Source organism: Streptomyces sp., assembly GCF_036524955.1.
In the GTDB taxonomy this organism is placed as follows: domain Bacteria; phylum Actinomycetota; class Actinomycetes; order Streptomycetales; family Streptomycetaceae; genus Actinacidiphila.
The window spans coordinates 1-12,019 of record NZ_DATDBG010000324.1 but is presented as its reverse complement, the minus strand read 5'-3'; the positions used below and the strand labels follow the sequence as shown (position 1 = coordinate 12,019).

The window sequence follows — 12,019 nt, the reverse complement described above, 5'->3', positions numbered from 1 at the left end:
CGCTGCGCGCCGTGCCGAAGTGCCACTTGCCGTGCAGGAAATGCCCGTCCACGCCACTGATCCGCGGCTCGCCCTTCGCCGTCACGGTGGACAGAGCGAGCGTGCACATGCCAGCCAGGATTTGAGTGAGCTGCTCCGCGGTCAGGGTGCGCTCGGTGATGATCGAGCGGAGGTGGGCCGTGGAGCGGTGCAGAGAGGCGTCGAGCAGGGTCTGGAGTTCGTTGAGTTCTTCGGGCGTTTCACGCATCGGGCCACTGTAGACAGAGCCGGACCATCCTCGCTGTCGGACGCAGTAGAGCTTCCAGCCGCGACCTACTGATCACCGACAGGTCACCCAGGACCACCCCCGAAGTGGATCACTGTAATGATCCACTTCTGAAACGCACCCTAGGCACGCCCGCCGGACAAGAGCCTCAGAGTGTGTCCCCGGAGCCTGCCGCCACGTAACCAAACCGGGCCGCGCTCACCTCCACGGCGGCCCGGGGCTTCGTGCGGTTACTGGCGGGCGAGTCCTGCGGGGTCGATCTCGAAGGGGAACGGCTTGGCGACGCGGGTGACGGCGCCGGCCAGTGCGGTGGTGCGCTCGATGTACCGGCCGCTTTGCAGTTCGGAGATGACCAGCATGGGGGCGGGGTCGCTCTCCAGCCGCCAGTAGGCGGGGATGCCGGCCTCGGCGTACAGCATGGGCTTGAACCGGCGGTCCATAGTGGCGTTGCCGGGGGAGACCAGCTCGACCACCAGCAGCACCGCCTCCGCGTCGATGGAGACGCCGTCCTGCGCGGTCGCGCCCGCGTCGGCGACCACGATGTCGGGGACGACCAGGCCGGACGGCAAGATCACGTTGATGGCCTCCAGGACCTCCACCGGGGCGCCGGCCGCACGGGCTGCGGCGTCCAGCGCGACATGAAGGCGGAACGCGGCGCGCTGGTGGCGCAGGCCGGGGGCGGGGGACATGACCAGCGACTCTCCGAGCAGCTCGTACCGGTACCTGCGGTCCTCGTCCAGGGCGAGGACGTCGTCCACGGTCCAGGGACCGCCGTGCTGCTCGATGCTGGCTACGCTCACGTCTTCCACCTCCTTGCGACCGCTTCCAGTGTGCCCTGTCCGCAGGGCCGGTGTCGCCTGGTTCGGTCGCCTCATGGCCAGGTGGTGAGGACGTCGACCAGGACGCGTAACTGCAGAACGGTATCCTCGGCGCCTGCGGCCTGGTCCACGATGTCGGCGGCCGGCAACGAGCCGCCCGGCCCGCACGCCCGGCTCCGCCTCCCGCAGCGCGCAGGCAGTGTGCGTCCCACCGGCTGCGGGCGAGGTTTTCGGCGAGGTCCCGTTCGGCCGGGTCCGGCACCCAGGTGCCGGCCCGGCACGTCTCCAGCAGCACCGCCGCGTCGCGGCGCAACGCCTCGGCCAGGGCACTCGTGGTCGTCACGTACCTCCAACGAACTGCCGACGGGCACGGCACGGCCCCGGCGGCCTTGGCAGCACCCGGACCCGGAAACCCTGCCGGTGTGCGCGGTACACCGACGGCTCGTGGTTACCCGCAACGACCCCGGACCCCCGCGTTCGGTAGCAGAGCTTTGGGACACCCGACAAGGCGGTACGCAAAGCTCTGCAAGAAGCAAGGCCGGCGGGTCTGACGCTCCCCCAGCTGTGCCGGGCGACCAAGCGCACGCCGTCGCAGGTCTGGGCGGGCCTGAGGTTCCTGCGGAAGGTCGCGGTCAAGGAAGGACTGCCGCCGGTGACCTACAGCAGACGGGAACGGCTTTCAGATGTCGGAGGAGAGCGAGGTCTGGATCTCCTACGAGCGGGCGATCTTCCAGGCGGAACTGCACCGGGTCACCAACTTCATCACCGGGATCATTGCCCCGCACGCCAAGAAGGCCCCCGACGACGAATGGATCCGCCTGGTCCTGGACCAGCTCGGCGGCGTCAAGGCCACCCTGGAAGTCCTCACCCGCATGGAACGCTGATGAACGAGATCCGACCGTCGGCCGCGCGCGAGCGGTGCTACCCCAGTGACACCACGGACGCCGAATGGGCCGTCCTCGAACCGCTGTTGCCTGTCCCGGCCTGCGAGTTGCCAACGGGCGGCCGTCCGGAGAAGCATCCGCGCCGCAACGTGGTCGATGCCATCCGCTACGTGAACGACAATGGGATCAAGTGGAGGGCCATTCCGGTCGATTTCTGGATCCCTTGGCGCACGGTCTATGGCTTTTTTGGCGTTGTCAACTTGTTGGTCGGTGGCTGGTTGAGGGTGTGTCGGGGTGTCGTGGGTCTGGTTTCGTCTCTGGTTCAGGCCGTGGTGGGCATGGCGGTGGTGCCGGTGATCTGGTTCCAGGTTTCGAAGCGGTGGTGCATCTCGGTGCGGTATTCGGTGGCGGTGAGCAGGTGGCATCGGGGCCGGAAGTGCGGCGAGATCTGGCTGAACGCCGACAGGAACTTCTGGGCCGATCGGGGAACGCGGGGCGCCTCAGTTCTCCGCCCGGTTGTTCAGCCCCTTGTGGGAGCGGTGTTCCACCGAGCCCATCAGTTCCCGGTGTGCCGGCCCGTAGGAGCGGCACTTGTCGGTAACCAGCCAATGCCGTTGCTTAACTACTGAACTATGGCCGGGTGCAGTGTGATGTTTCTGGCCGGTGCGCTGCGGGCGGGTGTGCGTCGTTGGCCTTTGGCGCGGTAGGAGTACTTCGAGTCCGGCCGTTTCAGTAGCCGGTCGGCGACGCGCGGCCGTCGGGGGCCGCTGTCGAGCTTGCGACGTACCTTCGCCGCGAGCATGCTCATGAACGCCTTCGTTTTGGCGGCCGTAGTGGCGGTCCGCGCGATCACACTGCGCCGCACGTGCTTGAGGACTTTGAGGAACGAGATGCGATCCGGGTCGAGTCCCTGGCCTGCGGCAAGCTCCATGACGATCCTGGTCAAGCAGTGGTGCACGACCAGATGGGCCCACACCTCCTGGAATACCAGTTCCGGATGGGCCGACCTGAGCACCTGCTGCGGGCCGCGCTGAAACGTCTTGACCTGGCGGTATGAAGATTCCGCTTCCCACCTTTCCCGATAGAGGCCGGCGAGTTCGGCTGCCGGGAACTCCTCGGGATCGAGCATGTCGGTCAGCAGCCGGATCACTTCGCCGCCGTCGACCCGGTACTCGACCACGCGCAGGACAACATGTCCTGGTGCCGCTCGCTTCTGCCCGGCCAGGGTCATCCGGGCCAGATACGTTCCATCCGGGGTGTTCGATCGGCCGTGCGGCCACGCACGAGCGCGCCCGGATCAGCAGGCGGGCACCGGCACCGGTATAGGCGCGCCACAGCGCGACCCCCGGGAAACCCCGGTCCATGATCACGAGCATTCCGGCCGCCGAGGGAGCGAGCTCGATCGCCAACTCCGGTTCACCGCGGCAGAAGCCGTCCACCGCCGCGTCGATCTGCGCGTGGGTCCCGGTCTCGGTCAGCGTCACCACTCGCACCCGTGGATAGCCCGCTTCCTGCCCGCGCGCGTCCTTCGAGCCTCCGAGCCGGTGCCGGTTCGCCTCTGTCTCCGGGGCGTCCAGCACGAACCCGTCCACGGCGGCGATGCGCATCCCGCGGTAGAAGGACCCCTCCAGGCCCGTCGGGGCCAGCGGCCCGGCCAACTTGCGGAACACCGTCTCCAGGACCTGCGGACCCAAGCGGCGGCGGGCCCGGGTGAACGAGGATTTGTTCGGGATGTGCCCGCTCAGCTCCGGGATACCACCGACCATGTGCTCTGCCACGTCGTCGTAGGAGTCCTGCTGGAAGAGTGCTAAAGGCGAGCGTGAAGTAGACCATGAACCTGGCCGGTAGGGCCCCGGGCTTCTTGTCGCGGACGTTGCACTGAGCCAGCACCTCGGTGACAAGCCCCGGGGTCACCCATCGGGTCACCGCGCCCAGCCGGACATGATCGGATAACCCCACCCATGGATGCATGCCAAGTCCAACGACCGCACCTCCCGACAGGTCACCACGAACTGCATGCATTGCTCAAGCAACGGCATTGACCAGGCCGGTCGTCATGGAACACTTCCGGAAACCGGAATTCCGTTCTCGCTGAGCCGTATCCGAGTCGCACTCAAGCGAGCGCATCCAGGGTCCACCCATGGCGCACTGGGTCAGCGGGCGGATCGCCCTGGCCGGGGACGCGGCGCACTGCTTCGTCCCGACGCTGGCGCAGGGCGCGGCGATGGGCCTGGAGGACGCCTTCGTCCTGGCCGAAGTCCTCACCACCCGGGGTTCAGTACCGACTGCGCTGCACGCGTACGAGACCCGACGCCGCAACCGTGTGGAGTCAGTGGTCGAAGCCTCGCACCACCTCGCGGAAATGCTGGCCCGAGGGCAGCAGGATCAAGCTCCCGCCGTCATCGGACGAACCCTCAGCGCACTGGTCTCCGCCCCGTGAATCCATCCTCACCGGACAGGGCGGCACCACGTGGTGCGCCGCCGGTGCACGACAAACCAAACTCCGCCCGGTAGGGCCCTTGAGCTGATGGGCTACCCCCCCGACTGTCGCTCACACTTGTTTGACGTGGAGGCCACGGTCGAGGGCCGCTGCGAGACGCAGCAACGCGCACCCCCGGGGCGCCGGCCCGTGGTCCGGTCAGGCCCCACCCCGCTAATTCAGGAGCGCGCGCGCCGCGCGGGCCTTCCTGCGGATGCCCGTCGCCGATTCCGGGTCGAAGGAGCCGATGACCTCCGCGTACTCCTCCATCGCGGCGGCGCCTCCGAGGAAGTCGCCCATCTGGACAAGGAGTTGGGCACGTTCGTAGCGGAGTTTGGCGGGGTGGCGGGGGAGGAGGAGGGTGAGGTCGAGGGTCCAGAGCTGGACCGGGAGGTGTTCGGGGCGGGGGGAGGCCCAGGCGCGGATGTTGTTCAGGACGCGCTGGACGGTGTCGAGGGGGTCGGCGGGGACAAGCATGTCCGGGGTGAGCGGGGACCCTGTGGCGCCCGCGACGAGGAGTTCGGTGTCGGCGGCGGACAGCACGCGACCGCCGTCGAACGGGTCGGCGAGGACGTACGGGCCGGCCGGGTCGCCGAAACCGACGACGAAGTGGCCCGGGAGCGCGACACCGTAGACCGGAGCCCCGGCCCGGCGGGCGACCTCCATCCAGACCACCGAGAGCAGGATCGGCAGGCCGCGCCGGCGCCGCAGGACCTCCTGGAGGAGGGAGGAGCCGAGCCTGCGGTAGTCCGCGGGGGTGCCGTGGAAGCCGTGCCGGACGCCGAGCAGCTCGTGCAGGGCCGTCGCCCATTCCAGCGGCGTGGACAGACCGTACGGGAGCAGGCCCGCGAGCCGGTCCAGCTCGATCTGGGCGAGGTCGCAGGGAGTGCCGTCCAGTGCGGGGTCGGCCTCGGCGCCGATGAGAAGGCACAGCTCGGCCAGGTCCGGGCGTTCCTCGCGGGCCGCCGCCGCGAACCGTTCACGTACAGAAGGGGAAGAGGTCATGGCCGCCGGTAGTGGTAGCGGTGGTGGTCGGTGAAGCCGAGCCGGTCGTAGAGGCCGCGGGCGGCGTCATTGTCCGTCTCGGCCTGGAGGTACGCGGCGGTCGACCCCTCGGCGTACGCCTCGCGCGCCAGCGCGCCCATCAGCGCCGTGGCCAGCCCGCGACGCCGGTGGGACGGCGCCACCTCTACCGCCCCGAACAGCACCCACGGCCCGTCGACCACGGCCCGCCCTATCGCGCCGGGCACCGCCCCGGCCCCTACGGCCTCCGCCCCGGCCTCGGCCTCCGCCCCCGCCAATGACGCGAACCATACGGACGGCCCGCCGGACACCACCTTCAGCGCCGCCTCCGCCAGCTCCCCGGTGCGGCGGTACGCGGCGAGCCACGCGGCGTCCGGTGTACGGGACAGGACGACGCCCGGCCGCGACGGCAGGTCGAGCAGCGGCGCGAGCGGCGCCGTGCGCACCACCGTGTCGCCCTCCCGGGCCCAGCCCAGCGCGTCCAGCGCCGCCGCGTACGGAGAGGTGTCCGGCAGCTGGACGTACGGGGTCAGCCCCCGCGTCCGGTACCAGCGCGCCACCACCGACAGCGCCTCCTCCAGTGGCACCCCGGGCTCCCCGCCCGCCAGTGCCGAGTTCGCCCGCCGGGTGAACCCGGAGGCCGCCCGCAGTGTCCACTCCCCGAGACGCGACGTCTCGATGGCCGGCCATGCCCGGGAGGCGATCTCCTCCAGTTCCTCAGCGGTCACGGATGGAACAGGAATCACCCGCGCCCCGCGCCGTACCGGAGCCGGTGGCACCACCTTGCCCGCCACGAGCTCCGATTCCGCGATCCGGACGGTTTCTCCGGATCGCCGTGTGACGCAGACCACTCCCGCATTCCATGATGCGAGAACACCGACCGTATCGGTGAACGTAGGATGCCCGTCGGTGATCTCGACCAACCGCCGCACCGAGACACGTTTTCCCACGTCAGTGGGGGTGATCCGGAGTTCGAGACGGGCTCCGGACGAGAAATCCCCTGGCATGCGTGCCCCTCCTGTTCGGTTCGTGCCCAGGAACGGAGATACTAGGTGCGGGCATCGACGACGCCGCGCTCCCGCGCGAGATGAGCCCTATCGAGGAGGAACGACAGCGTGACCTACGTCATCGCGCAGCCTTGTGTCGACGTCAAGGACAAGGCGTGCATCGAAGAGTGCCCGGTCGACTGCATCTACGAGGGCTCCCGGTCCTTGTACATCCACCCGGACGAATGTGTCGACTGCGGCGCGTGTGAGCCGGTCTGCCCGGTCGAGGCCATCTTCTACGAGGACGACACCCCGGAGGAGTGGAAGGACTACTACAAGGCGAACGTCGAGTTCTTCGACGAGCTCGGTTCGCCGGGCGGCGCCTCCAAGCTCGGCCTCATCGAGCGGGACCACCCCTTCATCGCCGAGCTGCCTCCGCAGAACCAGTGAGGTCTCCCCGCAGGTGACGCGACGGGCTCCGAGCCCCCGGCCCCGTACGGCCGCACCGCCGTGCGGGGCTGCGGGCTGTGCGCGGAGCCCCGCACGGCGGTGCCCGGGTATCGGAGCCGCGGTGTGCCCCGGTACGGAGGCGTGCCGGTGAACGATCAGTACGAAACGAAAGTGAGCACGTGAGCATCTCCGCCCGCCTCCCGGTGTTCCCCTGGGACCGCCTGGAGCCGTACAAGGCGGCTGCCGCCGCGCACCCCGACGGCGTGGTCGACCTGTCGGTGGGCACCCCGGTGGACCCGGTTCCGGCCGTCGTCCGGCAGGCGCTGGCCGCCGCGTCCGACAGTCCCGGCTATCCGCTCACTCACGGTACGGCCGCGCTGCGTGAAGCGGTGGCCGGCTATCTGCGGCGGTGGCACGGTGTGACCGGCGCCGATCCGGCGCACGTCCTCCCGCTGATCGGCTCCAAGGAGCTCGTCGCCTGGCTGCCCACGCTGCTCGACCTCCGCGAGGGCGATCTGATCGCCTACCCGCAGCTCGCCTACCCGACCTACGAGGTCGGGTCGCTGATCGCCCGCGCGCAGCCGGTGACCTACGACGACCCGGTCGCCGATCTCGACCCGGCGCGGACGCGGCTGCTGTGGCTGAACTCTCCCTCCAACCCCACCGGGCGGGTGCTGGCCGTGGACGAGCTGCGCCGGATCGTGGCGTGGGCGCGCGAGCACGGGATTCTCGTGGTGTCCGACGAGTGCTACATCGAGCTGGGCTGGGAGGGCGCGGAGCCGGTCTCGGTGCTGCACCCGGAGGTGTGCGGGGACAGCCACGAAGGGCTGCTGGCCGTGCACTCACTGTCCAAGCGGTCCAACTTCGCGGGCTACCGCGGTGCCTTCCTCGCCGGTGACCCGGCGGTCGTCGCCGAACTGCTCGCCGTACGCAAGCACGTCGGCATGATCGTGCCGCAGCCGGTCCAGGCCGCGATGATCGCCGCGCTCGGCGACCGGGCGCACGCGGTGGAACAGAAGGAGCGGTACGCGCGCCGCCGGGCCGCCCTGCGCGCCGCCTTCGAGGGGGCCGGGTTCCGCATCGAACACAGCGAGGCCAGCCTCTACCTGTGGGCGACCCGCGCCGAGGACTGCTGGGAGACCGTCGGCGACCTTTCCAAGCGCGGCATCCTGGTCGCGCCGGGTGAGTTCTACGGAGCGGCGGGGGAGCGGTTCGTGCGGATCGCGTTCACGGCGACGGACGAACGGGTGGAAGCGGCGGTGCGCAGGCTGTCCGTTTCTGCCGCCCCCTCGCCTCCGGCCGCTTAGATCCCCTGTCGACGGTCCTCGTCGTCCGTCGCTCTCCCCGCTTCGGCGGGCTCCCACTCGCTCCGGTCTCCTCTCCTCCGGACTCCGACCCCGTGCCGGCGGGCCCCCGTTCGACAGGGGCGCGGCGATCGGCTCGTCGGCTACCGGTGAACCGGGGGCCCGTAGGTCGCGCGGAAGGGACCCGGCGGTCATCACGGCCGCCGGGTCCCTTTCGTCGCAGGGGCGAATCGCTCAGCCCAGCGGGATGCCGCTGAGGGGGAGCCGGCCCGTGGGGAGGCCGGTGGTGGGCAGGTTTGCGGGGAGCGTGCGCGCGTTCGGGAGAGCGGCCGGAAGGGTCCGGGCGGCCGGGATCGCGCCGGTCGCGGACTCCGTGGTGGCTCCGGCGACCCGGCCGGCCACGTCGGTGGCGTCGCCCGCGGCCTGCTGGGTGGCGGGGGCGGCGGCCCTGCTCGTGGTGCCGACGAGCCGACCGGCCGTCGGCAGCGCGGTCTTCACGGCGTCGGAGCCGGTCTTCGCGGCCAGCGTGGCCCTGTGCTGCGTGGCGCCGTTCACGGTGCTGCCGAGGCCGGCGCCGTCCACGGCGGTCAGTCCGCCCAGGTCCTGCTGGGGCAGGGGGGCGGCCTGCGCGGCGCCGGCCCCGACCAGGGGAGCGGCGGCGGCGCCGAGCAGCAGAGCGGCCTGGGCGATCCGGCGCGGGAGGGGGAGGGACATGGTGCTCCTTGTGCGGAGGGGGAACCGTCGGGCTTCACGGTCTGTGTTCGGGTCGTGCGGTCGTGCGGTGTTCCGGTCTTACGGCCTTCCGTCCGCCGGGCGAATCAGCGGGCGGCGGACGTGGTGACTATCGCTCGGGGCGCGGGAAGGTTGCGGGCGCGATAGGTAAAGAATGGGTAATGTGTCGCATTATAGGAATCCGGCACATCGGGTATAGCGGACAGCTCATATGACCACGAAGAAACGTCACATCCCTTATGGCGCACGGGAATTCGCGTCCGGAAGGATGGTGTGGCGGTGGCCCGTGTCCGAGGTCGCCGAATAGCCTGGACGGGTGAGACGGGGAATCGGTGAGCGAATTCCCGCGGGGCGCGGTGCGTATGCGGGCGGGATGCGCGGGGCGGTTCCGGGTGCCGGTGCGAGGCGGGGTACGGGCGCGTTCGGGGTGCCCGCGCGGACGGGGTGCGCGTCGGCGTTACGTATACGGTGGCGCGTACGGGCCACGCAGTCGCGGTGCTGGGGCCTGTCTGACACATCCCGCCTGCCCCGCGGTGCCTGGCACGCAGGCTCGCCGCGTTGTCGGGTCCGTCCGAGTAGGCCCGCTACGCCCACTGCGAGGACGGCCCTCCGCCTTGCGATCGCACGCACCGGACACCGCGAGCCCCGCCGTGCGGGCGGACGGCGCCATGTGTCAGACAGGCCCTAGCGAGCGACGGTGATGCGTACCAGGCCGTCGGCGGGGGCGGCGGCGGAACTGCCCTTGCCGCCGGGGTCCTGCCGCTGCCAGCCCTTGCCGGACTGCGCCGCCCGCCACCGCATGCCGCCGAACGACACCTGCTCGACCTTGAGTTCGTGCGCGTGTGCGACGGCCCACTGCGCCAGCTCCCAGCCGTGCCGGTTCCGGTCGGCCGCCGCCGCACCGCCCGCGGGCGAGGAGGGCACCGCGACCGTACGCGGACGGGCGTCCGTACGCGGCCGGAGCCGACTGCCGAACTCCCGGGTCAGCCGGGCCGTCACCTGCGCGGTGTCGCCCGGCCTCCCGCCCGCGCTGTCCGCGGTGTCCGCGCCCGTCGTGCAGCTCAGTGCACCGTTCTGCCGGCCGGTCAGCGCCGCGGAGAGCAGCGACGCGTCGGCCTCGTGCTTGGCGTACGCCTGCGGGAAGCCGCTCTTCTGGACCCGCTGGGCGGCCACGGTCAGCGGCAGCCGGGTGTAGCCGTCGACCTTCACCAGGCCGTCGAAGAACTCGTTCGACGAGTACACCGGGTCGAGGATCTGCCGCTCGGTGCCCCAGCCCTGCGAGGGGCGCTGCTGGAACAGACCGAGGGAGTCGCGGTCGCCGTGGTCCAGATTGCGCAGCCGCGACTCCTGGAGCGAGGTCGCCAGGGCTATCGTCAGGGCGCGTTCGGGCAGGCCGCGGGAGGCGGCCACGGCGGCGATGGTCGCGGCGTTCGCCGCCTGGTCCCGCGAGAGATCCAACGCGTCGCCGTTCGCGGTGACCGTGCAGCCCGCCGGCTGCGGCCCCTCCTCGGCGAGGCGGTAGGCGGCATACCCGGCTGCCGCCAGCAGCAGAAGACCGGCGCTGGCGGTCAGGAACCGCCGGCCCCGGCGGCGGGGGGCCTTGGGGGACTTGGCGGGAGTGGGCACGAGGTGAGGGTACCGAAGGGAAGCGCGGCTCCTCCGTGGGAGTGCCTTGCCCCGCGGGTGCGCCCGCCCTCGGACGCCGGGCCCGCTCGCCATTCCTGCGCGCCGCCCGCTCCGGGGGTGAGGGCAACCCGGGGGGCGCGGGGAACGGCGTGCCCAGCCACGACGCATGCGCGCCCGGCAGTGCGCCGGGCTCGCCGGGCTGGGTTGTGTTTTGGGTTGTGTTTCGTCGCGGGCCGCGGTGCGTGGGGGCTGGCCGTGCGGTTCTCCGCGCCCTGCGGGGGCGTACCCGCGGGGCGCGCCCTGTCGGGGCGCATCCGGGCAGGGGCGAAAGCTACGCTCTTCCGCATGAACAGTGCACTTGATCTCGGGTTGGATGCCGGGCGGCTCACCGCACAGCTGGTGGACGTGCCGTCGGTGAGCCGGGAGGAGAAGGCGCTCGCGGATCTGGTGGAGGGGGCGCTGCGCGGGCTGCCGCATCTGGTGGTGGACCGGGACGGGGACGCCGTGGTGGCGCGGACGAATCTGGGGCGGCGGGAGCGGGTGGTGCTGGCGGGGCACCTGGACACCGTGCCGATCGCCGGGAACCTGCCGTCGCGGCTGGACCAGGACGGGGTGCTGTGGGGGTGCGGGACGTCGGACATGAAGGCCGGAGTGGCGGTGCAGTTGCGGCTGGCGGCGACGCTGACCGCGCCGAACCGGGACCTGACCTTCGTGTTCTACGACGCCGAGGAGATCGCCGCGGAGTTCAACGGGCTGAAGCGGCTCGTGGAGCGGCACCCGGAGTGGCTGGACGGCGACTTCGCGGTGCTGCTGGAGCCGACCGGCGGCCGGGTGGACGGCGGATGCCAGGGGACGCTGCGGGCGCAGGTGCGGACGACGGGACGCCGGGCGCACTCCGCGCGGAGCTGGCTGGGGGAGAACGCCATCCACAAGGCCGCGCCGATTCTCGCGCGCCTGGCCTCGTACGAGCCGCGGCGGGTGGAGATCGACGGGCTGGTGTATCCGGAGGGGCTGAACGCGGTGCTGATCGACGGAGGCCACGCCGGGAACGTGATCCCCGATCACTGCGTGGTGACGGTCAACTACCGCTTCTCGCCCGACCAGAGCGAGGAGGAGGCGCTGGACCGGGTGCGCGGCGTCTTCGAGGGGTTCGAGGTGGTCCTCACCGACAGCGCGCCGGGGGCGCTGCCGGGGCTGTCGCAGCCGGCCGCCGCCGCGTTCGTCGCGGCCATCGGGACGCCGCCCGCCGCGAAGGAGGCGTGGACGGACGTGGCGCGCTTCTCCGCGCTCGGGATTCCCGCGGTGAACTACGGCCCGGGCGACCCCACCCTCGCGCACACCCGCGAGGAGAACGTGGCCGTGGCCGCCGTCCTCGAAGCCGAGGCGAAGCTGCGGGCCTGGCTGACCGACTGAGCCCCCACCGGTCCGCGCCCCGCGGCGAGGCGGTATCCG

12 protein-coding genes and 4 pseudogenes are annotated in these 12,019 nt (G+C 71.2%); 7 read left to right on the top strand and 9 right to left on the bottom strand.

Annotated elements, in window-relative coordinates; genetic code table 11:
- Nucleotides 1–247 (bottom strand): annotated as a pseudogene (locus VIW71_RS25670) (pyridoxamine 5'-phosphate oxidase family protein); the annotation flags it as partial.
- A gap of 248 nt (nt 248–495) precedes the next feature.
- Nucleotides 496–1,065, bottom strand: coding sequence for a Uma2 family endonuclease (locus VIW71_RS25665; protein ID WP_331625015.1), 570 nt, complete (start codon nt 1,063–1,065; stop codon nt 496–498).
- A 701-nt stretch (nt 1,066–1,766) separates the two neighbouring features.
- On the opposite strand from VIW71_RS25665, the gene VIW71_RS25660 reads away from it, so the two are divergent.
- Together VIW71_RS25660 and VIW71_RS25655 are read left to right on the top strand one after the other, a co-directional pair.
- Nucleotides 1,767–1,967, top strand: coding sequence for a hypothetical protein (locus tag VIW71_RS25660; RefSeq protein WP_331625014.1), 201 nt, complete (start codon nt 1,767–1,769; stop codon nt 1,965–1,967).
- Nucleotides 1,967–2,299 (top strand): annotated as a pseudogene (locus tag VIW71_RS25655) (transposase); the annotation flags it as partial. The gene VIW71_RS25660 and the pseudogene VIW71_RS25655, both read left to right, overlap by 1 nt.
- Here the strand turns inward: VIW71_RS25655 and VIW71_RS25650 are convergent.
- Together VIW71_RS25650 and VIW71_RS25645 are read right to left on the bottom strand one after the other, a co-directional pair.
- Nucleotides 2,290–2,572: pseudogene (locus tag VIW71_RS25650) on the bottom strand (IS6 family transposase); the annotation flags it as partial. The pseudogenes VIW71_RS25655 and VIW71_RS25650 overlap by 10 nt on opposite strands.
- A 17-nt stretch (nt 2,573–2,589) precedes the next feature.
- Entirely contained in the window at nt 2,590–3,198 is a 609-nt protein-coding gene (locus tag VIW71_RS25645) for a hypothetical protein (RefSeq protein WP_331625017.1), read from the bottom strand.
- A 131-nt stretch (nt 3,199–3,329) separates the two neighbouring features.
- On the opposite strand from VIW71_RS25645, the gene VIW71_RS25640 reads away from it, so the two are divergent.
- On the top strand, nt 3,330–3,470 hold the full coding sequence (locus VIW71_RS25640) for a hypothetical protein (RefSeq protein WP_331625016.1): 141 nt from the start codon (nt 3,330–3,332) through the stop codon (nt 3,468–3,470).
- Between the two features lie 170 nt (nt 3,471–3,640).
- Here the strand turns inward: VIW71_RS25640 and VIW71_RS26685 are convergent.
- A pseudogene (locus VIW71_RS26685) lies at nt 3,641–3,868 on the bottom strand (transposase domain-containing protein); the annotation flags it as partial.
- Between the two features lie 239 nt (nt 3,869–4,107).
- On the opposite strand from VIW71_RS26685, the gene VIW71_RS25635 reads away from it, so the two are divergent.
- A complete protein-coding gene (locus tag VIW71_RS25635; RefSeq protein WP_331625013.1) occupies nt 4,108–4,407 on the top strand; it encodes an FAD-dependent monooxygenase in 300 nt (99 codons plus the stop codon).
- Between the two features lie 213 nt (nt 4,408–4,620).
- Here the strand turns inward: VIW71_RS25635 and VIW71_RS25630 are convergent, their stop codons facing one another.
- Together VIW71_RS25630 and VIW71_RS25625 are read right to left on the bottom strand one after the other, a co-directional pair.
- Nucleotides 4,621–5,451 (bottom strand): transglutaminase-like domain-containing protein, encoded by an 831-nt coding sequence (locus VIW71_RS25630; RefSeq protein WP_331625012.1) that lies wholly within the window; start codon nt 5,449–5,451, stop codon nt 4,621–4,623.
- On the bottom strand, nt 5,448–6,476 hold the full coding sequence (locus VIW71_RS25625; RefSeq protein ID WP_422664582.1) for a GNAT family N-acetyltransferase: 1,029 nt from the start codon (nt 6,474–6,476) through the stop codon (nt 5,448–5,450). Before VIW71_RS25625 ends, VIW71_RS25630 begins: the two co-directional genes overlap by 4 nt.
- A 108-nt stretch (nt 6,477–6,584) precedes the next feature.
- Here VIW71_RS25625 and fdxA point away from each other — a divergent pair, with 108 nt between their 5' ends.
- Complete coding sequence (gene fdxA, locus VIW71_RS25620; RefSeq protein WP_033319951.1) at nt 6,585–6,905, top strand: ferredoxin; 321 nt, start codon at nt 6,585–6,587, stop codon at nt 6,903–6,905.
- Nucleotides 6,906–7,084: 179 nt separating this feature from the next.
- A complete protein-coding gene (gene dapC / locus VIW71_RS25615; RefSeq protein WP_331625010.1) occupies nt 7,085–8,212 on the top strand; it encodes a succinyldiaminopimelate transaminase in 1,128 nt (375 codons plus the stop codon).
- Nucleotides 8,213–8,443: 231 nt separating this feature from the next.
- Here the strand turns inward: dapC and VIW71_RS25610 are convergent, their stop codons facing one another.
- Entirely contained in the window at nt 8,444–8,923 is a 480-nt protein-coding gene (locus VIW71_RS25610; protein WP_331625009.1) for an ATP-binding protein, read from the bottom strand.
- A gap of 702 nt (nt 8,924–9,625) precedes the next feature.
- Complete coding sequence (locus tag VIW71_RS25605) at nt 9,626–10,567, bottom strand: heavy metal transporter (RefSeq protein ID WP_331625008.1); 942 nt, start codon at nt 10,565–10,567, stop codon at nt 9,626–9,628.
- Nucleotides 10,568–10,912: 345 nt separating this feature from the next.
- Between VIW71_RS25605 and dapE the strand changes: the two genes are divergently transcribed.
- The gene (gene dapE, locus VIW71_RS25600) at nt 10,913–11,980 is read left to right on the top strand and encodes a succinyl-diaminopimelate desuccinylase (RefSeq protein ID WP_331625007.1); all 1,068 of its coding nucleotides are present in this window, start codon (nt 10,913–10,915) and stop codon (nt 11,978–11,980) included.
- Nucleotides 11,981–12,019 lie beyond the last annotated feature (39 nt).